This window comes from Glycomyces sp. YM15, from assembly GCF_016918015.1.
Taxonomy (GTDB): Bacteria; Actinomycetota; Actinomycetes; order Mycobacteriales; family Micromonosporaceae; genus Glycomyces.
The window spans coordinates 138,331-160,411 of the sequence record NZ_JAERMK010000008.1; the positions used below are offsets into that span (position 1 = coordinate 138,331).

General features: G+C 68.6%; 23 protein-coding genes and 1 pseudogene. 1 reads left to right on the forward strand and 23 read right to left on the reverse strand.

Annotated elements, in window-relative coordinates; genetic code table 11:
- Nucleotides 1-139 precede the first annotated feature (139 nt).
- From whiA to JHY01_RS11200, 7 genes and pseudogenes are all read right to left on the reverse strand, one after another.
- Nucleotides 140-1,126: a DNA-binding protein WhiA gene (gene whiA / locus JHY01_RS28115; RefSeq protein ID WP_275889753.1), complete on the reverse strand. Its 987-nt coding sequence runs from the start codon at nucleotides 1,124-1,126 to the stop codon at nucleotides 140-142.
- A gap of 159 nt (nucleotides 1,127-1,285) precedes the next feature.
- A pseudogene (yvcK, locus tag JHY01_RS28120) lies at nucleotides 1,286-2,047 on the reverse strand (uridine diphosphate-N-acetylglucosamine-binding protein YvcK); the annotation flags it as partial.
- Between the two features lie 103 nt (nucleotides 2,048-2,150).
- Nucleotides 2,151-3,050, reverse strand: coding sequence for an RNase adapter RapZ (gene rapZ, locus JHY01_RS11180; protein ID WP_374199522.1), 900 nt, complete (start codon nucleotides 3,048-3,050; stop codon nucleotides 2,151-2,153).
- A gap of 93 nt (nucleotides 3,051-3,143) precedes the next feature.
- The gene (gene uvrC / locus JHY01_RS11185) at nucleotides 3,144-5,027 is read right to left on the reverse strand and encodes an excinuclease ABC subunit UvrC (protein WP_205325711.1); all 1,884 of its coding nucleotides are present in this window, start codon (nucleotides 5,025-5,027) and stop codon (nucleotides 3,144-3,146) included.
- 37 nt (nucleotides 5,028-5,064) lie between these two features.
- Entirely contained in the window at nucleotides 5,065-5,991 is a 927-nt protein-coding gene (locus tag JHY01_RS11190) for a serine protein kinase RIO (protein WP_240192634.1), read from the reverse strand.
- Between the two features lie 221 nt (nucleotides 5,992-6,212).
- Complete coding sequence (locus tag JHY01_RS11195) at nucleotides 6,213-6,998, reverse strand: ABC transporter permease (RefSeq protein ID WP_205325712.1); 786 nt, start codon at nucleotides 6,996-6,998, stop codon at nucleotides 6,213-6,215.
- 1 nt (nucleotide 6,999) lies between these two features.
- Entirely contained in the window at nucleotides 7,000-7,818 is an 819-nt protein-coding gene (locus JHY01_RS11200) for an ABC-2 family transporter protein (RefSeq protein ID WP_205325713.1), read from the reverse strand.
- 208 nt (nucleotides 7,819-8,026) lie between these two features.
- On the opposite strand from JHY01_RS11200, the gene JHY01_RS11205 reads away from it, so the two are divergent.
- Complete coding sequence (locus JHY01_RS11205; RefSeq protein ID WP_205325714.1) at nucleotides 8,027-8,419, forward strand: type II toxin-antitoxin system VapC family toxin; 393 nt, start codon at nucleotides 8,027-8,029, stop codon at nucleotides 8,417-8,419.
- 66 nt (nucleotides 8,420-8,485) lie between these two features.
- Here JHY01_RS11205 and JHY01_RS11210 read toward each other — a convergent pair whose 3' ends face one another.
- The 16 genes from JHY01_RS11210 to alaS are packed head-to-tail and all read right to left on the reverse strand — an operon-like array spanning nucleotide 8,486 to nucleotide 22,055.
- Nucleotides 8,486-8,893, reverse strand: coding sequence for a type II toxin-antitoxin system VapC family toxin (locus JHY01_RS11210; protein WP_205325715.1), 408 nt, complete (start codon nucleotides 8,891-8,893; stop codon nucleotides 8,486-8,488).
- Nucleotides 8,890-9,150 (reverse strand): hypothetical protein, encoded by a 261-nt coding sequence (locus JHY01_RS11215; RefSeq protein ID WP_205325716.1) that lies wholly within the window; start codon nucleotides 9,148-9,150, stop codon nucleotides 8,890-8,892. The genes JHY01_RS11210 and JHY01_RS11215 overlap by 4 nt, the downstream gene beginning before the upstream one ends.
- Nucleotides 9,151-9,188: 38 nt before the next feature.
- Complete coding sequence (locus tag JHY01_RS11220) at nucleotides 9,189-9,995, reverse strand: ABC transporter permease (RefSeq protein WP_205325717.1); 807 nt, start codon at nucleotides 9,993-9,995, stop codon at nucleotides 9,189-9,191.
- On the reverse strand, nucleotides 9,985-10,773 hold the full coding sequence (locus JHY01_RS11225) for an ABC-2 family transporter protein (protein WP_205325718.1): 789 nt from the start codon (nucleotides 10,771-10,773) through the stop codon (nucleotides 9,985-9,987). Before JHY01_RS11225 ends, JHY01_RS11220 begins: the two co-directional genes overlap by 11 nt.
- 1 nt (nucleotide 10,774) lies before the next feature.
- A complete protein-coding gene (locus JHY01_RS11230) occupies nucleotides 10,775-11,596 on the reverse strand; it encodes an ABC transporter permease (RefSeq protein ID WP_205325719.1) in 822 nt (273 codons plus the stop codon).
- Nucleotides 11,589-12,386, reverse strand: coding sequence for an ABC-2 family transporter protein (locus JHY01_RS11235; protein WP_205325720.1), 798 nt, complete (start codon nucleotides 12,384-12,386; stop codon nucleotides 11,589-11,591). Before JHY01_RS11235 ends, JHY01_RS11230 begins: the two co-directional genes overlap by 8 nt.
- Before the next feature lie 55 nt (nucleotides 12,387-12,441).
- Entirely contained in the window at nucleotides 12,442-13,440 is a 999-nt protein-coding gene (locus JHY01_RS11240; protein WP_205325721.1) for an ATP-binding cassette domain-containing protein, read from the reverse strand.
- Nucleotides 13,441-13,491: 51 nt separating this feature from the next.
- Entirely contained in the window at nucleotides 13,492-14,439 is a 948-nt protein-coding gene (locus JHY01_RS11245) for a hypothetical protein (protein WP_205325722.1), read from the reverse strand.
- Nucleotides 14,436-14,897: a hypothetical protein gene (locus JHY01_RS11250; RefSeq protein ID WP_205325723.1), complete on the reverse strand. Its 462-nt coding sequence runs from the start codon at nucleotides 14,895-14,897 to the stop codon at nucleotides 14,436-14,438. Before JHY01_RS11250 ends, JHY01_RS11245 begins: the two co-directional genes overlap by 4 nt.
- A gap of 43 nt (nucleotides 14,898-14,940) precedes the next feature.
- Nucleotides 14,941-15,861 carry a hypothetical protein gene (locus JHY01_RS11255; protein WP_205325724.1) on the reverse strand — a complete coding sequence of 307 codons (921 nt, stop codon included), beginning with the start codon at nucleotides 15,859-15,861 and terminating at the stop codon, nucleotides 14,941-14,943.
- Nucleotides 15,858-16,325: a hypothetical protein gene (locus JHY01_RS11260; RefSeq protein WP_205325725.1), complete on the reverse strand. Its 468-nt coding sequence runs from the start codon at nucleotides 16,323-16,325 to the stop codon at nucleotides 15,858-15,860. Before JHY01_RS11260 ends, JHY01_RS11255 begins: the two co-directional genes overlap by 4 nt.
- A 45-nt stretch (nucleotides 16,326-16,370) precedes the next feature.
- Nucleotides 16,371-16,760, reverse strand: coding sequence for a thiol-disulfide oxidoreductase DCC family protein (locus tag JHY01_RS11265; RefSeq protein ID WP_205325726.1), 390 nt, complete (start codon nucleotides 16,758-16,760; stop codon nucleotides 16,371-16,373).
- A gap of 38 nt (nucleotides 16,761-16,798) precedes the next feature.
- A complete protein-coding gene (locus tag JHY01_RS11270; protein ID WP_205325727.1) occupies nucleotides 16,799-17,617 on the reverse strand; it encodes a shikimate dehydrogenase in 819 nt (272 codons plus the stop codon).
- Complete coding sequence (gene mltG / locus JHY01_RS11275; protein WP_205325728.1) at nucleotides 17,617-18,918, reverse strand: endolytic transglycosylase MltG; 1,302 nt, start codon at nucleotides 18,916-18,918, stop codon at nucleotides 17,617-17,619. Before mltG ends, JHY01_RS11270 begins: the two co-directional genes overlap by 1 nt.
- Nucleotides 18,894-19,373, reverse strand: a complete 480-nt coding sequence (gene ruvX, locus JHY01_RS11280) for a Holliday junction resolvase RuvX (RefSeq protein ID WP_205325729.1) — start codon at nucleotides 19,371-19,373, stop codon at nucleotides 18,894-18,896. Before ruvX ends, mltG begins: the two co-directional genes overlap by 25 nt.
- A complete protein-coding gene (gene alaS, locus JHY01_RS11285; protein ID WP_205325730.1) occupies nucleotides 19,374-22,055 on the reverse strand; it encodes an alanine--tRNA ligase in 2,682 nt (893 codons plus the stop codon). It abuts the gene before it with no gap.
- Nucleotides 22,056-22,081 lie beyond the last annotated feature (26 nt).

Here is a 22,081-nt window from a genome sequence, read left to right on the forward strand (position 1 = left end):
GGTTCCTGAACCATTCGCGGCCGGTTCCCCCCGATCATGTCACACCCGGAACAGAGGTGTGACATCGCGGTTAAGCGTATAGGTTGATCGGCCGTCGGTTCGGGTTACCGCGCCCAAGGACGGGCAGGTCGTGCACGCGTCAGGCGACGAGCATTTCCTCTTCCGCGACAACGTCGTCGGGGCCGGGGATGCCGTGCTCCTGGGCGCGCTTGGTCGCCATGTTGATGAGGCGGCGGATGCGGCCGGCGATGGCGTCCTTGGTCAGGGGCGGGTCGGCGAGGGCGCCGAGTTCCTCGAGGGAGGCCTGGCGGTGGTCGAGGCGCAGGCGCCCGGCGGAGGCGAGGTGCTCGGGGACGTCGTCGCCGAGGACTTCGAGGGCGCGGGTGACCTTCGCGGCGGCGGCGACGGCGGCGCGCGCGGAGCGGCGCAGGTTGGCGTCGTCGAAGTTGGCGAGGCGGTTGGCGGTGGCCCGCACTTCGCGGCGGACGCGCCGCTCCTCCCAAGTGAGGACCGAGGAGTGGGCGCCGAGGCGGGTGAGCAGTTCGCCGATGGCGTCGCCGTCGCGGATGACGACGCGGTCGACGCCGCGCACGTCGCGGGACTTGGCGGCGATGCCGAGCCTGCGGGCGGCGCCGACGAGCGCCAGCGCCGATTCGGGGCCGGGGCAGGTGACCTCGAGCGAGGAGGAGCGGCCGGGCTCGGTGAGGGAGCCGCGGGCGAGGAAGGCCCCGCGCCAAGCGGCCTCGGCGCAGCACGGGTAGGCGCCGACGACGTGGTTGGGCAGCCCCCGGACGGGGTAGCCGCGCTGGTCGGTGAGGCCGATCTGCTTGGAGAAGGCCTGGCCGTCGGCCATGACGCGCAGCAGGTAGTGGTTGTTGCGGCGCAGCCCCGCGGCCACGAGCACGTGGATCTCGGACTCGTAGTGGTAGAGCTGGTCGATCATGCGCTTGGCGCGGCGGGCGACGTTGCCGGCGTCGACCTCGGCCTCGACGACGACGTTGCCCTGGCCGACGAGGTGGAGGCCTCCGGCGAACCGGAAGAGCGAGCCCAGTTCGGCGCGCTGGCAGCAGGATTTCGTCACCTCGATGCGACTGAGTTCGTCCTTGACCTCCGAGGTCATCGCCATTCGTAAACCACCATCTTCGACCAGCAGGTTTCCCAATACGGCAGCCAGCGCGGCGACATCGTGCGTCACGCCGTCGGAGGCGAGATCCGCCGCCACGAGCTGGGCCTCCAACGATTGTGCCGCACTGTTCAACGATCCGGGGTCGGCGAGGGTTCGGGTGTCGCCCGAGACGACGTAGTGAAACCGGACACCTTCCGCGTATCGGCGCAGCGTGTCGAGATGTCCCGCGAGGGTGAGGCCGTCGGTCTCCTTCTCCTCGGAGAGGTTGAGCACGACGATGCGGCGGGCTTTGGAGGCGCCGACGGCCTCGCGGAGATCGGGGAGGAGGAGGTGCGGGATGACGGAGGTGTACCAGGAGCCGGGGCCGAAGACGTGCCAGTCGGCTTCGGCGACGGCTTCGAGGGTCTCGGGGCAGGCGGTGGCGTCGGCGGGGAGGAGCCGCACGTCCATGACGTTGCCGTCGGCGACGGCGACGTCGTGCTGGCCGACGATGGTGCGGGTGCCGGGGCCCTCTTCGAGGTCGGCCTCGATGTCGAGCGGGGTGCGGGACATGGGGAGGACGCGGGCGCGTGAGCCGAGGAGGCGGGCGGCGAAGTCGAGGGCGTCCACGGGGTTGTCGTGGAGTTCGAGGAGGCCGGTGAGGACGACGTTGCCGACGGGGTGGCCGGTGAGGAAGTCGTGGCCGCCGAAGCGGTGGGAGAAGAGGCGGGCGGTCTCGGATTTGGCGGGGTCCGCGGTGGCGACGAGGGCTTTGCGCAGGTCGCCGGGGGGCAGGACGGGCCGGGTGGCGCGGATGTCGCCGGTGGAGCCGCCGTCGTCCGCCACGGTGACCACGGCGGTGAGGTCGACGTCGAGCCTGGTGAGGGCGCGGAGCGCGGCCGAGAGGCCCCGACCGCCGCCGAACGCGACGACTCTGGTCATGCGGTCACCTCGGGTGTGGGGCGTTCGGGGCGGGGACGAAGGGCGTCCGGAGGACCCGTGTGGGCGGCGTGGCCGTTGCGGCCGGGTCCTGCGGGCGCGTCGGTCACTCGTTGCCCCGGTCGCGGTGGTGGGTGTTGGCGGGGAACCCGGCGGCGTTGAGGCGCTTCGCGAGCGATTCGGCGATGGCGACGGAGCGGTGCTTGCCGCCGGTGCAGCCGATGGCGATCGTCATGTAGCGCTTGCCTTCCCGTTCGAACCCTTGGGTGGTGCCGAGCAGCAGGGAGGCGTAGGCGGCGACGAATTCCTCGGCGCCGTCCTGACCGAGGACGTAGTCGGAGACGTCCTGGTCGGTCCCGGTGTGCTCGCGCAGGGTGGGAACCCAGTACGGGTTGGGAAGGAATCTTACGTCGGCCACGTAGTCCGCATCGCGCGGGATGCCGTACTTGAACCCGAAGGACATGCAGGTGAACTGGAGTCCCGGGGTGGAGGGCGCGAGGAAGGCCTCCTCGACGCGGGAGCGCAGCTGGTTCTCGTTCATGTGCGTGGTGTCGAAGAGGGTGTCGGCCGAACCGCGGGCCGGTTCGAGGATGCGGCGCTCGGCGGCGATGCCGTCGGCGAGCATGCCGTCGCCTTGGAGCGGGTGGGCGCGGCGGACCTTCTCGAAACGGCGGATGATGATGTCGTCGTCGGCGTCGACGAACACGAGGTGGGGTTTGAAGCCGCCTTTGCGGAGGTCTTCGATGACGCCCACGAGGTCGGTCATGAACGCGCGTGAGCGCACGTCGAGGACCATCGCGGTGCGCCGCACCTCCGCTCCCCCGGCCGCGGCCAGCTCGGCGGCCTGGCCGACGAGCGATTCGGGGAGGTTGTCGATGACGTAGTAGCCGACGTTCTCCAGTGCGCGCGCCACCGTCGAGCGGCCGCCTCCGGAGATGCCGGTGACGATCACCAGGTCCAATTCGCTGCGGTCGGTCCCGTCCGCTTGCACTGCTGCCACACCCATAAGTCCAGTATCCCCGAGTTCGTTCCTGCCGCCGTGGTGACACGGCTTCGACGTGCTTGCCGAACTGACAAGCGTATTACTACCTACCGCTTCTCAAGCCCCGTTGTCGTCGGGATTACGCAGATGTGTCTGCAAAGCCACGGCCAGTTTGGGGCCGATCCCCGGAACCGCTTCCAAATCGGACAGTTCGGCTTCGCGGATGCGCTTGACGGAGCCGAACTGCTTGAGGAGGGCCTTGCGCTTGGACTCGCCGAGCCCCGGCACGCCGTCGAGGGCCGAGTTGATGAGGCTCTTGCGCCTCCTGGTGCGGTGCAGGGAGATCGCGAAGCGGTGGGCCTCGTCGCGGACGCGCTGCATGAGGTACAGGGCCTCGGAGGTGCGCGAGAGGATCACCGGGTAGTCCTCGCCGGGGAGCCAGATCTCCTCGAGGCGCTTGGCGAGCCCGGCGAGGTTGATCGTGTCGATGCCGAGTTCGGCGAACACGGCCTCGGCCGCGGCGACCTGCGGCTGGCCGCCGTCGACGACGAGCAGTTGCGGCGGGTAGTGGAAGCCGCGCTTGGGCTCCTCGTCCTCCTCGGTGGGCGAGCCGGTCGGCTGGTCGGCGAGCTTCGCGAGGCGGCGGCGCAGGGTCTCCTGGAGGCTCGCGAGGTCGTCCTTGCGCTCGCCTTTGATGACGAAGCGGCGGTACTCGCTCTTGCGCGGCAGGCCGTCCTCGAAGACGACCATAGACGCGACCACGTCCTCCCCTTGGGACTGCGAGACGTCGTAGCATTCGATCCGCAGCGGCGCCTCGGGCAGGTCGAGGGCGTCCGCGAGCTCTTCGAGGGCCTTCGAGCGGGCGGTGAGGTCGCCGGCGCGCTTGAGCTTGTGGCGCTGCAGGTTCTCGATGGCGTTCTTCTCGACGGTCTCGGCGAGCGCGCGCTTGTCGCCGCGGCGGGGCACGCGCAGGTCGACCTTGGCGCCGCGCCGTTCGGAGAGGAGTTCGGCGAGGGCCTCGGCGTCGCCGGGGAGGGCCGGGACGAGCACCTCGCGGGGCACGACCTCGTTCTGCTCGCCGTAGAACTGAAGGCAGAAGGCCTCCACGATCCCGGGAAGGTCGACCGGTTCGGCCTTGTCGATGACCCAGCCGCGCTGGCCGCGGATCCTGCCGTTGCGGACGTGGAAGACCTGGACGGCCGCTTCGAGCTCGTCGTCGGCGACGGCCATGACGTCGCAGTCGACGTCTTCGGCGAGGACCACGACCTGCTGTTCGAGGACCTTGTCGAGTGCGCCGATGTCGTCGCGCAGGCGCGCGGCCTTCTCGAATTCGAGGGCTTCGGAGGCCTCCTGCATCTCCTTGAGGAGCCGACGGCGCACGGGGGCGTGGTCGCCGGACATGAAGGCGCAGAAGCCGTTCACGAGTTCGCGGTAGTCCTCGGCGGAGATGCGGCCGACGCAGGGGGCGGAGCATTTGCCGATGTCGGCGAGGAGGTTGGGACGGCCGATCCGGTTGCAGCGCTTGAACTCCGAGTCGGAGCAGGTGCGGATCGGGAAGACCCGGGTGAGGAGGTCGAGGGTCTGGCGGATGGCCCACGCGGAGCCGAACGGTCCGAAGTAGCGCACGCCCTTGCGTCGGGCGCCGCGCATGACCTGGGCGCGCGGGAACTCCTCCCCCACGGTGACGGCCAGCCACGGGTAGGACTTGTCGTCCTTGAACATGACGTTGAAGCGCGGGTCGTACTCCTTGATCCAGGTCCACTCCAGTTGGAGGGCCTCGACCTCGGTGGCGACCACGGTCCACTCGACGCTGCGGGCGGTGTTGACCATGCGGCGGGTGCGCTCGTGCAGCCGCGACTCGTCGGCGAAGTACGAGTTCAACCGGTTGCGGAGGTTCTTGGCCTTGCCCACGTAGATGACGCGCCGGTCGCGGTCCCGGAAGCGGTAGACGCCCGGCTCGGTCGGGATGGTGCCGGGGGCGGGACGGTAATCAACTGCCACACCACAAGGATATGACCCGCCCCCGACACACCCGTGACTACGGCATGGCGGCCAAGGCCTTCAGCTCCGCTTGGAGGTCGTCGACCTCGTCACGGGCGATGCCGCGCCCGGTGAACCACGACCCGAGGTTCTCGACGTCCCTGGTGAGGAAGTCGAAGCCCAGCGGATTCGCGTACAGGTCCACGACCTGCGGGAGGTCGAGGACGACGAGCCGCCCGTCCTGCACGACCGTGTTGTAGGACGAGAGGTCGCCGTGGGCGAAGCCGAGCTCGGTCATGCGCCGCAGCGCCTCGGCTGCCTGCTCCCACAGGTTCTCGAGCTCGACCTCGTCCGGTCTGGTCTCGGCGAGCCGCGGCGCGGCCGTGCGGCCCTCGCCGATGAACTCCATGACGACCTCTCGGCCGAGGATCTGGACCGGGTACGGGACCGGGACGCCGGCGTTGTACATGGTCTTGAGCGCGTCGAACTCGGCGGCGGCCCAGCGGCCCGCGGCCTGCTCGAGGCCGAACGTGGTGCGCTTGGCCATGGCGCGGGCGTCGCGTGAGCGTTTCGCGCCGCGCCCGGCCATGTAGTCCCCGGCCCGGTTGAACTGGGTGTGCTCGGCGCTGCGGTAGCGCTTCGACGCGAGGATCACGGCCCGGTCGGTGCCGGGGACGACGCGTTCGATGAGGAAGACGTCGGCTTCCTTGCCGGTCTTGAGGACCCCGAGTTCGTAGTCGACGGCCCCGTGGTCGGTGATGACCCAGTCCGGGCGGGGTTCGGGGCCGCGCTGCAGCGGCTCGGAGTCCCACCAGATCGACCACCGGTCGCCGGCGGGCGGGCCGTCGTCCTGCGGCGTCTCGTCGAACTCGGTGCGCATCTCCTCGAACCGCGCGTGGTCCTCCGCTGAGAAGACCTGGCGGTTCTTGGACTTGCGGCTTTTGATGGATTGGAAGGATTCGGAAAAGTCAGACTTGCGTGCCAAGGTGGCGAGCTCCTGGAGGAAGGTCCGTCGCTCGCTGCGGAATCAGCGCGAGCCGACGGGAGGTGAACTGAGTTTCAAGGCATGAACGCGGACGACGACAGCCATCAGTGACACCTCCAATCCTCAAGAGTCCCAAGGCGACACGCCTCGGGCAACAGCGAGAACCCTAGCGGACCGCCCCGGAACCGCGCAACTGGTTTTTTCGCGTGAGCCGCGACACGTCAGTGTCCCGCGGATTCGTATCGGCGCAGGCCCGCCTTGGCCACCAGGACGGCGGCGCCGAAGAGGACCAGGGCGACCATCGGCGGGATCGCCAGCCACCACGCGGGGAGAGCGCCGGTGAGGATCCGGACCGGGATGTAGTTGACGAAGGCGAGCGGCACGGCCCAGGTGAGCAGGGCGCGGACCGCCCTGGGGTAGATCGTCAGCGGAAAGCGCGTCGCGGTCTCCTGGGTCTGCGCGGTCAGCCAGGCGAAGATCGGGCTCGGGCCCTTGAGCCAGAAGTTCGCGCAGTTCATCGTCGTGATGATCGTCAGCTGCACTACGACGGCGCAGAGGAAGAGCAGGATCGCCGCGGGGATCATCGACGGCGCGATGCCCGCGCCGCTCCAGCCGATGGCGATCATCGTCGCGCCGGTGGCCAGGTTCGCCGCCGACTGCATGCCGATGGCGCTGGCGCCGATCTGCATCATCACCGGGGCCGGCCGGACGACGGCGTAGTCGAGGCCGCCGTCGACGATCATGCGGCCGACCCGCCACATGCCGTCCCAGCCGACCTCGGTCACCGAATCGGTCAGGACCATGAAGCCGATGAGCAGGAGCATCTCCGGGAAGCCCCAGCCGTCGAGGGTCGTGATCTGCGCGAAGATCACCGCGATGAAGGCGAGCTGCGCGGCCTGCTGGACCAGCGCGACCGAGATCATCGTCCAGAAGTCGGCCGGGTACTCGGTGATGGAGCGGAACTGCGCGGTGATCAGGCGGGTGTAGACGGCGGCGGTATGGCGCATGTCAGCCTCCATGGATGGTGACGGCCCGGACCGCGCGGCTCCACAGCCAGCGCCCGAGGAACCAGAGGGCGACCGCCCATGCGGCCTGGGCCGCGATGAGCCCGAGCGCGCCGAGGGCGTCGACCCGGCCGAGGTAGATCTGGGACGGAGTGGTCGTGAAGTGGACGAACGGCAGGCACCAGGCGAGGACCTGCAGCGGGCCAGGCATGATCGCCAAGGGCACCATCGCCCCCGAGAAGAACGCCACGACGGTCTGCCGGGCCCACATGATGCCGTGGTAGCTGCGGGTCCAGAAGCACAGCATGGTGGACAGGTACACGACGCTGAACGCGATCGGGGCGATCAGGGCGATGCTGACGAGGGTGAGCAGTCCCGCGGCGACGGAGGCCGGCGGCAGCGGCGTGAAGAAGATCAGGGCGATCGTGAGCCCGACGGCCATCGTCGGGAGCGAGCCGGCGAGGCCGCCGTAGAACTCGGCGGCGCGGGCCCGCTGGAAGTCGACGGGCTTGAGCAGGTCGATCGCGACGCTGCCGTCGAGAATGCGCTGGGCGGTGTCGGAGCCGCTGAAGACGAAGGTGCCGGTGACGAAGCCGATCACGTAGTAGGTGCGCATGGCGTCCCAGTCGTAGCCGGCGACCGATCCCTGCTCGGCGAGGATGGTGCCCCAGAGCGTGAGGGAGACGAGGAGTTCGCCGCCGCCGAGCACGACGCTGAAGATCCAGTTCAAGCGGTAGGCGAGGCGCCGTTTCAGGGCCACGACGGCCAGCGCGAGGTCGACGGAGAACGCGCGGGGGCGCGCTCGGACGGGGATTGCGGTCAAGGTGCATCCAGGGATCAGGGGGAGGCGGTAGACCAGCTTGCACTGCAAGGGGTTGCCGAGTCAAAGCCAATTCCAACGACCGGATCACGGCACGGGCCTTGTCGATCCCGTCCGCGGCCGTCGCATAGCGGGACATCAAGAGCATCCCCGCCGCCTCTGGCGCCGCTTCAAGCCAGGAAATCCTCGACGAACTGCGCGAGGACCGGTTTTGATCTACTTCGACACCTCGGCACTGATGAAACTCGTGGTCACCGAGGACGAGACGGCCGCCCTCGAAGCGTGGTTGGATGGCCATCCGGAGCAGCCTTGGGCCACAAGCGATCTGACGCGAGTTGAACTGCTCCGCGGTGTGATGCGCAGGCAGCCCATGGCGCTGCTGCAAGCCCAGCAGCTCATCACCCGCATGGTCCGAGTCCCGCTTTCGGACGGCATCCTGCTCTACGCGCCCACGTGCCAACCGCCGCTTCTGCGATCACTCGACGCAATCCACCTGGCATCCGTAATGGAGTTCCGCAAGGAGATCGATTGGATGCTGGTCTACGACAAGCGACTCCTCGAAGTCGCGAACCTCAACGGCATCAACGTCGCCTCGCCTTCCTGACCCCTGCCGGGTGCTCGGGTCGGTGGCCGGCGAGGTCGCAGGCCCTCGATCCTGCTCGGATCCGCCTCAGGAGCAGTCGATGTGCAGGCAGTCGATCTGTGCACGGATCGCCGTGTCCGCCAGGCCCTTGTCGCCCGTCAGCAGCGTCGCGTCGAACTCTTTGGCAAGCGCCGCATAGCAGGCGTCGTAAGCCGAGAGGTTGTGGAACCAGCGCACGGCCTCCAGCAGCAGCCTCGGACTCTCCAGCGGGATTCGCCGGATCGGGGCGGCGGCGAGCCGGGCCGCTGCGATTCGCAGGTCCCCCATGGTGAGATGCCTACCGAGCATCCGGCCCCGGAGCGCTGACAGCACCTCCGCATCCAGATGCGCCGGGGCGATCACGTCCGAATCGCGGTGCAATTGCTCGGCGATCGTAGTCGTAGCCGCATTGCCGGTCAGCAGCGCGAGGACGACGCTGGCGTCGACCACGATCACCCCGCGTCCCCCAGGTTCCGGCGGATCTGCTCGTCGCGTTCAGCGCGAGCTTCGGTGATCGCCTCCGCCGCGTTGAACGGCTGCCCGATCGGGTCGGCCGTCACGTCCTCAAGCCATGAGGCCATGCTCGGTTGGTTGACGTCGCGCCGAATCAGATTCCTGACGTAGGTCGACAGATCGACCCCGAGCTCTGCTGCGCGTCGCTTCGCGGCCTCGCGGAGCTCCTCCTCAACGTTTCTGACCTGGATGAACACCATGACTCCAGGTTAGCATGCGCATCGCATGCTCATGGCGATCAGTGGCCGGCGGAGTCGTAGGCCTTCAGGCCCGCCCGGAAGGTCCCGATCGCGATGGCCACGGTCGCCGCCGCTGCGATCGGAGCGGTGAGGAGCCACCATTCGGAGAGCCTGCCGGTGAGGATCTGGGCCGGGATGAAACTGGCGAACGCGAGCGGCAGACCGAAGGTCAGGGCCAGGCGCACCGCGGCCGGGAAGATCGTCAGCGGGAAGCGCAGGGCCTCGTTCTGCAGTTCGGTCAGCGCGAACGCGATGACCGGCGTGCGCCCCTTCATCCAGAAGTTCACGGCGTTCGCGATGGTCAGCAGCGACGCCTGGATGACGATCGCGCACGCGAGGAGGAAGAGCCCCACCGGGATCGCCGCGAGGCCGAGCCCGGCGCCGGTCCAGCCGATCACGAGCATCACCAGGCCCATGGTCACCTCGCCGAAGACCTGCATGCCGACGTGCTTCGAGCCGACCTGGACGAGCACGGGCGCGGGCCGGGTGATCCGGTAGTCCATGTCCCCTTCGACGACCATCTTGCCGGTGTCCCAGATCCCGTCCCACAGCAGCGAGGTGGCCGACCAGGAGGTGGCGAGGAAACCCGCGAGGACGAGCATCTCGTGGTAGTCCCATCCGGCGATGGCCTGGACGTTCGCGAACAGGATGCTCAAGAACGCGAACAGCATGCTCTGCCAGAAGGTCCCCGAGACGGTCATGACCCAGAAGTCCGCCGGGTACTCCCCGATCGACCGGAGGTAGGCGCCGATGGAGCGGCGGTAGACGCCCGCGGCGTGGAGAGCGGCAGTTCCCTTATCCGCCATGGACGGTCACCTTCTTGACGAGCCGGCGCCAGATGAGGCGCCCGATCACCCAGAGGCCGACGGCCCAGGCGGCTTCGGCGGCGATGAGGCCGAGTGCGCCCGCGGTGTCGACCCGGCCCAGGTAGATCGAAGCGGGCGTGGTGGTGAAGTGGACGAACGGCAGCGCCCAGGCGACGCCCTGGAGCCAGACGGGCATGAGCGCGACCGGGATCATCATCCCGGAGAAGAACGCGACCATGCTGTCCTTGGCCCACTGGATGCCGAGGAACCGCTGCGTCAGAAAGCAGGCGAGCGTCGCGAGGTAGCTGATGCCGAAGGCCAGCGGGAAGATGAACAGCAGGCTGAACGCGGTCAGCGCCGCCGCGAGCGGCGAGACCGGGCCCGCGGGCCGGAAGAGCAGCGCCGCGGCGGCGGTCCCGAGGATCGCGGAGGGGATCGAGGCCGTCATGCCGCCGATGTACTCCGCGGCGCGCGCCCGCTGGAAGTCGACCGGTTTGGTCAGGTCGATCGCGACCATGCCGTCGAGGATGCGACCGGCCATCTCCCAGTCGGACCCGGCCCAGGCGAGCGTCCCGGTGAGGAAGCCGATGATCAGGTACGCCTTCATGGCGTCCCAGTCGTAGCCGCCGATCTCACCGTCGCCGATGAGGTGGTTCCACACGGCCAGGCCCGCCAGGAGCGACCACTCTCCGAAGAGGACGGAGAAGAACCAGGTGGACTTGTACGCGATCTTGCGTTTGAACGAGATGGTCGCGAGCGCGACGTCCAGGTTCGCCATGTCAGTGTCCCGCCGAGTCGTAGGCGCGCAGGCCGAGCCGGTAGACGCCCGCGGCCAGCGCCACCGCCGCCACCGCGGCGAGCGGCACGCCGACCAGCCACCAGGCGGTCATGTGGCCGGTGAAGACCGCGACGGGAACGACGTTGATGAACGCGACCGGCACGATGAACAGCGCGACGACCCTGACCGCTGCCGGGAAGACGCCGAGCGGCAGCTTCATCGCGCCGCCCTGGAGCTGGATCAGGAGGAACGCGAAGATCGACATGGGGCTCTTGATCCAGAAGTTCACGGCGCAGAACGCGGTCACGAGCGCCGTCTGGATGAGGGCCGCGCAGACGATCGCCAGCGCGCCGACCGGAATCCACGCCATGCCGACTCCGGCGCCGATCCAGCCGTAGACCAGCATCGCGAAGCCCAGAGCCAGCTCGCCGAACGACTGGAGTCCGATGTGCGAGGACCCGACCTGGAGGATCACCGGGGCGGGCCGGGTGATCCGGTAGTCGATGTCGCCCTTGATGACCATGCTGCCGGTGTTCCAGGCGCCGTCGAAGCACAGCGCGTTCGCGCCGCCGGCGATGCTCAGGAGGCCCGAGAGCATGAGCATCTCGTGGAAGCCCCAGCCTTCGATGTGCGGGACGTTGGCGAACAGCACGGCGAGGAACGCGAACTGCAGGACGTTCCACACCGCTCCTGCCGTGGCCATGATCCACAGGTCGGCCGGGTATTCGATGACGGAGCGGACATGCGCCGCCAGCGCGCGCCAGTAGACGCCGGAGGCGTGCCGGATCGGCACCGTCCTGCTGATGGACGAGACGTCAGCCACCGTGCACCGTCACTTTCCTGACCGCGAAGCGGAAGACGAGCCGGCCCGCGTACCAGAGGCCCACGACCCAGGCGGCCTCGGCGGCGATGAGGCCGAGCGCGCCCGCGGTGTCGACCCGGCCCAGGTAGATCGCGGACGGGGTGGTCGTGAAGTGCGGGAACGGCAGGGCCCAGGCCGCGGCCTGGAGCCAGCCCGGCATGAACGCGAGCGGGATCATGAGTCCGGAGAAGAAGCTGAGCAGGGCCTCGCGCAGCCACATGATCCCCAGGTACCGCTTGGTCCAGAAGCACACCAGGACCGAGAGGTAGGTGATGCCGAAGGCCAGGGGGAACAGGAGGACGAAGCTGAGAGCGGTGAGCAGGCCCGCCGTCGGCGTGACCGGTCCGGGCGGATCGAACAGCAGCCAGGCCCCGAGGACGCCGAGCGCGGCGGTCGGGGCGGTGGAGATCATCGAGCCGATGTACTCGGCGGCGCGGGCCCGCTGGAAGTCGACGGGTTTGGTCATGTCGACCGCGATGTGGCCGTCGAGGATGCGGTCGGCGATCTGGTAGTCGGCGGCGCCGAAGACCATGGTGGCGGCGATGAAGCCGATGATCGTGTACGCGCGCATCGACGCCCAGTCGTAGCCGTTCAGCGATCCGTCGCCGAGCAGGTTCTGCCACATGGTGAGCGAGATGAGCATGGAGCCGCCGCCGAGGGCGAGGCCGAAGATCCAGCCGGATTTGTAGGCGAGTCGGCGCTTGAACGCGATGACCACGAGCGCGCGGTCGACCGCGAGGGCGTGGGTCATCTTCGTCTGCTCCGGTTCGGTGCGTCGTGCGGTCGGGCGGTGCGGCGCATACGGCTCACTTGGTGAGCTCCCCCGCGTACAGGCGGCGGATGACGTCCTCGATGGACGGCTCGGAGAGCGACAGGTCCCGCGGGGAGAGCTGGGCGGTGAGCGAGCCGAGGACCTCGGCGGTGGTGAAGCGGCCCGACTCGTAGGTGACGGTGACCTCGGAGGGCGCTTCGCCGGCGGTCCACTCGTAGTCGGGGAACTTCTCGGCCAGGGCCGGGACGTCCGCGGTGCCCTCGAGGTAGAGGTTCACGGCCTTGGTGGTGATGTAGTGGGCCTTGAGTCGCTCGATGGAGCCGTCGTAGGCGATGGCGCCCTTGTCGATCACGACGATCCGCTCGCACACCTCCTCGATGTCGGCCAGGTCGTGGCTGGTAAGAAGGAGCGTGGTGCCGTCGTTGACGAGTTCGCGCAGGAACGCGCGAAGGCGGTCCTTCACGGAGATGTCGAGGCCGATGGTGGGCTCGTCGAGGTAGACCATCTTCGGGTCGTGGATGAGCGCGCACGCGAGGTCGGCCCGCATCCGCTGGCCGAGGGAGAGGGTGCGGGCGAGCGCGGGCATGAACTCGTTCAGGTCGAGCAGCTCGTCGAACTTGGCGATGCGGCGTTGGTAGTCGGCGTCGGAGACGCCGTACATGTGCTTGAGGAGTTTGAGGGACTCTTCGACGGGCAGGTCCCACCAGAGCTGGGTGCGCTGGCCAAAAAGAACGCCGATGTCGTGGGCGTTGGCGATGCGCTCGGTGTGCGGGTCGCGGCCCATCACCCGAACGGTGCCTTCGGAGGGCCGGAGGATGCCGGTGAGGAGCTTGACGGTGGTGGACTTGCCGGCACCGTTGGGCCCCACGTAGGCCACCGATTCGCCCGCGTCGATCGAGAGGTCGATCCCGTCGACGGCGGTGTAGTTCTTGAATTTGCGCTGCATCAGGTGTTTGACGGCGCCCTTGAACCCTGAGGCCTTGTCAGGCCTGCGGAAGGTCTTGGTGAGGGATCGGGCTTCGAGAATCGGCATGCTCCCACCGTAGGAAGATTCGGTGGGAGCGGGCCACTCGTTTTCCGCGGGTCAGGACGTCGGTTCGGGCTCCCGCGTCGTCGTCCCGGAAGTCGTCTGCGCTGGTATCGCCTTGCGGGCCTGGAGTTTGCGGCGGATCCGGCCGGGGAGCCGCGGCACTTTGCGAATCAGCTCACGCGGATCGATGCGCTCCAGCGGGAGGAAGCAGGCCATGGCGACCATATGGGGCAGGAAGCTGATCTCGACGGCGAGGAAGACCGTGAGATGGAAGCAGTAGAAGAAGGCGACGATGCCGTATCTGAGGCGTTTGGCGGCCGCGAACATCACGATGGGGCTGAGCAGCTCGAACCCGACCATCCCCCATTGGGAGAGGCGCAGCAGCCACGGGTAGTCGAGGAGCCAGGTCGAGAACTCGGTGCCGCGGCGGATGATCGCCCAGGTCATGGTCGCGGAGTTGACCCATTCCCAGCCGCCGTAGCGGATCTTGGCCCAGGCCGCGAAGAAGTAGGTGCAGACCACGCCGATCTGGACGAGGTTGAAGCCCCAGCCGACGTGCTCGGAGAGGTTCCGGCGGTCGCCCCAGCGGGCTTTCGGCATGGTGGGCAGGAGGAACAGGAGGATGAGGAAGGCGAACTTGCCGTGGTCGACCTTCCCGTAGGACATCGCGATGATCATCCACTCGAAGTAGGCGACCGCGCAGATCCACCCGAAGAGGCGCGGGGCCTTGTTGAACATCATGGGGATCGAGGCCGCGAGGAGCACGACGAGGGTGCCTACGACGATCTCGTAGGTGGGGACCGGGAAGACGGGGAGCACGCGGGCGATGAAGAGCGGCTGGTAGAGCTCGCCGGGGACGTGGCGGTGGCCGAGGATCCACGGCATGTACCACCACCAGTCGACCCAGATGAACGCTCCGGCGAGGAAGCGCATCGCGGCGACGCGGCCGAGCGCGACGGGCTGGAAGAACCAGCCGGCGGCCCTGGTGGTCAGCGGGGTCACGCGTCGGCTCCTTCGCGGGTGTAGCTGGCCTCGACGACCTCGGTGACCTCGCCGGTCTGGTGGCCGTCCTCGAGGCGGTAGCGGCGTTCGATGATCTCGACGGTGACGATCTCGGGCTTGTCGGGGTTGGTGTTCTCGTACGCCTGGGCGAGGTACTCGAGCAGGCTCGGGTCCTCGACGAAGCGGCTCTTCTGGCCCTCGACCTCGGCGCGGCGGAAGCCGGTGGCGGCCTCGGTGAGGCTGAAGCGCTCGCCCAGCTCGTTGACGGCTTCGACGCGGGTCGATCCGGCCCAGCCGTCGAGTTCTTTCGAGAACGAGTACATCTTGAAGGGCGCGAAGGGGAAGAAGTCGTCGCCGCCCCAGAAGGTGGTGGCGGTGACGAGGGCGAGCACGACCATGGTGATCGTGACCCGCACCGCCCGCCCGAGCGGTCGGACCTTCGCGTACTGGGTATCCACGGCAAGAGTATGGCACGGGTGTGCCACAGGGGACTTCCCCGAGTCAGCCGGTGGCGGTGAGTTCGGGGTCCGGTTCGTCGCGATCGCGTGGCTTCGGATCCCCTTCGCGGCCTTTGCGTCCCGAGCGGACGCGGCGGACGAAGCGCTTCGGGTCGATCCGTTCGAGCGGCAGGAAGCAGGCCATGGCGAACAGGTGCGGGAGGAAGCTGATCGTGAGCGCGGCGAAGATCCCGACGTGGAACACGTAGAAGAACGCGATGATCGAGTACTGGATCCGCTTCCAGGGGTAGACGAAGAGCACGAGCGGGGTGAGCAGTTCGAACGCGATCATGCCCCACTGGGCGGCGATGAGGAGCTGCGGGAAGTCGAGCAGCCAGTCGGAGAAGACCGTGCCGCGGCGGATGATCGCCCAGGTGAAGACCCCGGAGTTGGCCCAGTCGAAGCCGCCGTAGCGGAACTTGGACCAGGTCGAGAGGAAGTAGGTGCACACGACGGCGATCTGCACCAGGTTGAAGCCCCACCCGACGCGTTCGGAGACGTGCACGCGGTCGCCCCAGCGGGCTTGGTCGGGCATCATGCAGAGCACGAGCAGGAGCACCATGAACCCGAAGCTCGCGTGGTCGACCTTGCCGTACGAGTTGTAGATGAGCATCCACTCGAAGTAGGCGATGAAGAGGATCCACCCGAACAGGCGCGGGCGGTAGCCGAACATCACCGGCAGCGCGGCCGCGAGCATGACGACGAGGGTGCCGGTGACGATCCAGTAGTTCGGGGCGGGGATCGGCAGCACTCTGCCGACGAGGAGCGGCTGGTACAGGTCTTCGGGGAGGAAGCGGTGCTGGATGATGAACGGCTTGTAGGCCCACCATTCGATCCAGACGAAGAGCCCGGCGAGGAAGCGCATCGCGGCGACGCGGCCGAGGGCCACGGGCGTGAAGAAGAAGCCGTTCACGTAGCGGGTCACGGCGCATCGGGCCCTTCGGTCCAGACCGCGGCGATCTCGGTCCGCTCGGCGCCGGTGCGCTCGCCGTCTTTGAGCTCGTAGTGGACGATGCGCACTTCGGCGGCGACGATTTCGGGGCTGCCCGGGTGGGCGTCCTCGTAGGCCTCGGCCACGAGCGCCAGGAGGGCGGGGTCCTCGCGGAAGCGGCTCAGCTGGCCTTCGAGTTCGGCGCGGCGGAAACCGGTGTCGTTGTCGCCGATGGGGAAGCTGCGCCCGGTGGCGTCGGTGAGGATGAGGCTCGTGCTGTTCGCCCAGCCGTCGGGGTCGTGCGCGTGCGAGTACATCTTGAACGGCGCGAAGGGGAAGAAGTCATCGGTGCCCCACAGTGAGGTCTCCATGAGCGCGAGGGTCATCGCGAGGGTCGCCGCGATCCGCGCGAGCTTCCCTCGGCGCGTCAGCGGTGGCTCGGCGGCGACGTTCGGCACCGGGCGAGTATGCCATATCCGGGTCAACCAGCTTGGGACGGAATGTCAGTTGCCTTGGAGGCGGTCCCGTTCGGCCTGTGGCAGCGAGCACGCGGCGGTGCCGCCGGGGAGCCGGTGGCGGTTGCGGGCGATGAGCCGGTAGACCGGCCAGGCGAGCTTCGAGACCCATCCGAACGAGAGGACCCAGCCGAAGGGCTTCCAGTACCACTGGGCGCGGCGCAGGACCACGGCGATCGCGTCCGGCCCGGACTTCTGGAAGTTGGACTCGATCCACATCACCGCCTCCTCGGCCTCGGCCTGGGTCACGTCGAGCCCGTCGAGGTCGGCCCACTGCCAAGGGGTGATCTCGGCGGTGGTGCGGATGTGCTTCTCCATGAACTGGGCGGCCTTGGTGCAGAACGCGCAGTCCCCGTCGTAGAGGAAGGTGTGGTCCATGCCGGTCTCGATTCAGCGTTCGGTCAAGGGGAGCGGGGTCATGAGGTCCTTCTCGACGGTACCGCTCCGTAGAGCGCCTCGCGCATCGCCGTGACCGGGGCCTCGTCGAGTCCGGTGAACTGGGTCCACTGCCGCACGGCCTGCGCGAGCAGCAGCGCGAGCCCGTCGAGGACCCGCACGCCCTGGTTCTCGGCCTCGGCGGCGAGCGGGGTCGGCCACGGGTCGTAGAGGATGTCGAACAGGACCGCGCCGGGCTTCCACTTCAGGCGCAGGGTGTCCGTGACGCCCTTCGGGACGGTGGCGATCACCAGGTCGGCGTCGCCGACGTGCACGGCCTCCTCCCAGCTGCGGGCCTCGAGCCGCAGCCCGAGTGCGGAGGCGACCGGTTCGAGCTCGATGATCGCCTCGCGGCGGCGGGCGTAGACCTGGACGGCGCCCGCACCGAGCTGGTGGGCGGCGGCCAGCGCCGCGCGGGCCGAACCGCCCGCGCCGAGCACGGCGACCTCTTCGGCCTCGCGCAGTCCGATCTCGGCCAGCGCGTCCACCATCCCGGGCGCGTCGGTGTTGTCGGCGAGGCGCCGCCCGCCGCGCAGCACGAGCGTGTTGGCCGCGCCGATCGCCTCGGCCACCGGCGTGGCCTCATCGGCGACGGTGAGGGCGATCTCCTTGAGCGGCATGGTGAGCGAGAGCCCGGCCCAGGTCTCGTCGAGCGAGTCGACGAAGCGGGCGAGCGCCGGCTCGTCGCATTCGTGGCGCGTGTAGGTCCAGTCGTGCAGGCCCGCCGCGAGGTACCCGGCGTTGTGGATGACCGGGGACAGCGAGTGCTCGATGGGCTTCCCGAGGACGGCGGCGCGCATCAGGCCATACCGTTCTCGCGGGCGATCGCGGTGTTGTCCTCATGATCGTCGTGGTCGTGCGCGAACAGGGCCCTGCCGTCCTCGTAGGCGGTCACGAAGAAGAGCCAGTCGCCGTCGACGGGGTTGGCGGCGGCTTCGAGCACGGCCGCGCCGGGGTTCGAGATGGGGGTCGGCATGTATCCGGCGTTCTCCCGGGCGCTCGCCGCCCATGGGTTGTCGGGGTCGCGCATGACCTCGAACCAGTTGATGTCCTCGTGAGAGGTGATCGCCTCTTCACCGTCGTAGAGGCGACCGTAGTTCCAGATCGCCTCGGACTCGAAGCAGTTGCAGTTCGTCTGACCGTGATCGATCCAGCTGAGGTAGAGCTTGTTGTACATGACCCGTGCGATCTTCGCGTCGTCCTCGGCGATGCCGGACTCCGACTGGACGATCGAGGCGATCTGGAGCGCCATCCACGGGTAGATCTTGAACTCCCCGTTGGTGGGCGGGTTGAACGTCTGCTCGGGGAGGGTGCTGGGGTCGAAGCCGGGGTCGGGGTCGGGGATGTTCTGGATGTCCTCGAGGAAGCCGATCTCCGCGATCTCGGTGTTGAACCGCTCGATCATGGCCTTCAGCATGTCCTCGGCGGTCCAAGTCTCGTCGAACTCGTACGTGGAGGGGAACAGGAACCCCTCGACGGACTTCACCTGGCGGTCGCCGAAGCCCTCGAACCAGATGGGGTCGACGCCGAGCGCCTCCGGGTCCCCGGCCAACGCCTCGAAGTCCTCGACTGGGACGCCGGTGTGCTCGGAGAGCCTCGCGAAGACCTCGAAGATGCGGAATCCCTCGGGGATGGTGACCGCGTTGGTCATGCGGTTGGCCTCGTCGAGGAGGTAGGCCAGCGCTGAGGCGGCCGACATCTCCGCTTGCATGGTGTAGGTGCCCGGCTGGATCTCCTGGCCCGAGTTGCCGTCGTCCTCGGAGGCGTTGAGGAACGCCTTCGCGGAGGCGACGACGCCTTCCTCTTGGAGGTGGTTCGCGATGTCGGAGACGAACCAACCGTCCTCGACGGTGATGGTGACCTCGGTGCCGTTCCCATCGCCGGAGTAGTCCTCGGCGACGAAGTAGTCCTTGATGACGTTGTCGTACGCCCACCAGCCGCCGACGCCGATGATCGCGAACAGGGCCACGACCAGGGTCATGGCGATCACGGACTTGCCGGAGTCCTTGCGGCGGTGGCTCCTGGGAGCATCCGCCCGCTCGTCCTCGGTCCTAAAATCGCCGAGCATCCTGTTCTCTACCTCCGCCGCTGGTCCAACCAATGCTGGAGGATCTCCACCGCCGCCGCCTGATCGACGATGGAGCGCTTCCGCTTGCCGCGCACGCCGCCCTCATTGAGTCTGCGGGTCGCGACGGCGGTGGTCATGCGCTCATCGGTCAGGGTCACCGGAACGGGTGAGACGTGGTCGGCGAATCGCTGCACCCAGGCTCGGGTGTGAGCGGCGGCCGGCCCCTCCTCACCCGAAAGAGTAACGGGTAGGCCAACGACGATTTCGACAACCTCGTACTCGCGGGCCGTTTCGGCGATTTCCCGGATATCGCTGGGAATGTCCTCACCAGCGGTTTTGAGGTCGCGACGAACTGTCGCGACTGGAGTGGCGAGGAGTCCGTCCGGGTCGCACACGGCGACACCGATACGCGCTTTGCCCAGATCGATGCCGAGACGGCGGCCCCGCACCCATTGCACGGGTGCGGGGCCGTTCGCTGTGTCGTTCATCTAGGCGTTGATCGCGCCGGTGACGGCCGCGAGCAACTGCGGGGCCTGGTCGGCCGGGACGCCGCCGCCCTGGGCGACCTCGTCGTTGCCGCCGCCCTTGCCGGACAGCGCGGCCTTCACGAGCGCCTGCGCCGAGACGTGCTGCGCCTGCGCGGCCTTGTTGGCCGCTACGACGATGCTGGCCTTGCCGCCGGCGGTCGCCACGACCGCGGCGACGCCGGGCTGGTCCTCGGGCAGGTGCCCGCGGATCTGCATGGCGAGGTTGCGGACGTCGCCGCCCTTGGTGCCCTCGGGCGCCTGCACGGCCGCGACCTTGACGGCCCCGACCTGCTTCGCGGCGGCGGCGAACTCGGCGGCGCGGCCGGAGACGGCCTTCGCCTGGAGGTTCGCCAGCTCGCGCTCGGCGTCCTTGGTGCGCTGCAGGATGGCGCGCACGCGTTCGAGCACGTCGCCTCGCTGGGCGCCGATCTCTTCGGCGATCTGCGTGACGAGGTCGCGTTCGCGCGCCAGGTACTTGTAGGCCTCCATGCCGGTGGCGGCCTCGACGCGGCGCTGGCCGGAGCCGACCGAGGACTCGGCGGTCAGGACGAGCGGGCCGATCTGGGCCGAGCGCGACACGTGCGTGCCACCGCAGAGCTCGCGCGACCAGGGGCCGCCGATCTCGACGACGCGCACGGTCTCGTCGTAGGTCTCGCCGAACAGCGCGACCGCGCCGAAGTCCTTGGCCTCCGGGAGCGTCATGTACTGGACGGCGACCGGCAGGTCGTCGCGGACGGCGCGGTTGGAGACCTCTTCGATCTCGCTCTTCGTCTCGTCGGAGAGCTTCGAGCGCCACGAGAAGTCGAGGCGCAGGTAGCCGGGCCGGTTGAACGAACCGGACTGGAGCGCGGTCGGGCCGAGCACCTCGCGCAGGGCCGCGTGGACCACGTGCGTGCCGGAGTGCGCTTGGCGCGCACCGAGACGCCACTCGGGGTCGACCGAGGCCTCGACCTTGTCGTCCAGGACGAGCTCGCCTTCGAGGACGCGGACCTTGTGGACCACGAGCTTCTTGACCGGGCGCTGCACGTCGAGGACCTCGGCGAACAGGCTCGGGCCGACGAGCTTGCCGGCGTCGGCGTGCTGGCCGCCGGACTCGGCGTAGAACGGGGTCCGGTCGAGCACGACCTCGACGATGTCCCCGGCCTTGGCGAGCGGGATCGGCTGGCCGTCCTTGAGGACGCCGATGACGCGCGACTCGGTGTCGAGGGTCTCGTAGGCCTTCCAGTCGGTGGGGCCCTGCTCCTGGAGAAGCTGCCAGTACGCCGACAGGTCCGCGTGGCCGGTCTTGCGGGCCGCCGCGTCCGCCTTCGCGCGCTGGCGCTGCTCGGTCATGAGCTTGCGGAAGCCCTCCTGGTCGACCGAGAGGCCCTGCTCCTCGGCCATCTCCAGGGTCAGGTCGATCGGGAAGCCGTACGTGTCGTGCAGCTCGAACGCCTTGGAGCCGGAGAGGGTCTTGCCGCCCTCGGACTTGGTCTCGGACACGGCGGTGTCGAGGATCGTCGTGCCGTGCTTGAGGGTCTTGAGGAAGGCCTCTTCCTCGCCGTACGCGTAGGAGGAGATCCGCTCGAAGTCGGTGCGGAGCTCCGGGTACGCGGCGGACATGCGCTCCATGGCGACCGGCAGCAGCTCCGGCATCGCGGGCTTGTCGTAGCCGAGGAGGCGCACGGCGCGGATCGCGCGGCGCATGAGGCGGCGCAGCACGTAGCCGCGGCCCTCGTTGGAGGGCACGACGCCGTCGCCGATGAGCATCAGCGAGGAGCGCACGTGGTCGCCGATCACCCGGAAGCGGATGTCGTCCGGGTGGGACTCGGAGGCGGTGTGCGAGGTCGAGACGCCGTAGCGCTTGCCGGTCAGTTCCGAGGCCTTGTCGATGATCGGCCGGACCTGGTCGGTCTCGTACATGTTGTCGACGCCCTGGAGGAGCGCGGCCATGCGCTCCATGCCCATGCCGGTGTCGATGTTCTTCTTCGGCAGGTCGCCGGTGATCTCGTAGCCCTCCTTGGCGGGGCCGCCGCCGCGGATGTTCTGCATGAACACGAGGTTCCAGAACTCGAGGTAGCGGTCCTCGTCGACCTCCGGGCCGCCTTCGGGGCCGTAGTCGGGGCCGCGGTCGTAGTACAGCTCGGAGCAGGGGCCGCAAGGGCCGGGGATGCCCATCGACCACATGTTGTCGGCCTGTCCGCGGCGCACGATGCGGTCGAGCGGCAGCCCGATCTGCCGGTGCCAGATGTCGATCGCCTCGTCGTCGTCGAGGTAGACCGTGGCCCAGATCTTGTCGCCGTCGAGGCCGAGGCCGCCGGACTCGATGGAGCCGGTGGTGAGGTCCCAGGCGTAGCGGATCGCCTGCTCCTTGAAGTAGTCCCCGAAGGAGAAGTTGCCGTTCATCTGGAAGAACGTGCCGTGGCGGGAGGTCTTGCCGACCTCGTCGATGTCGGGCGTGCGGATGCACTTCTGCACCGACGTGGCGCGGCTCCACTCAGGGGTCGCCTGGCCCAGGAAGTAGGGCACGAACGGGACCATGCCCGCGGGCACGAACAGCAGGTTCGGGTCCTCGAAGGCCGGCAGCGGTGCGCTGGGGACCACCGTATGGCCGTTGGACTCGAAGAACTTCAGAAACCGGCGTTGGATTTCAGCGGTCTCCATGGGGCACCTCCTTCAAGGGCTCGAAA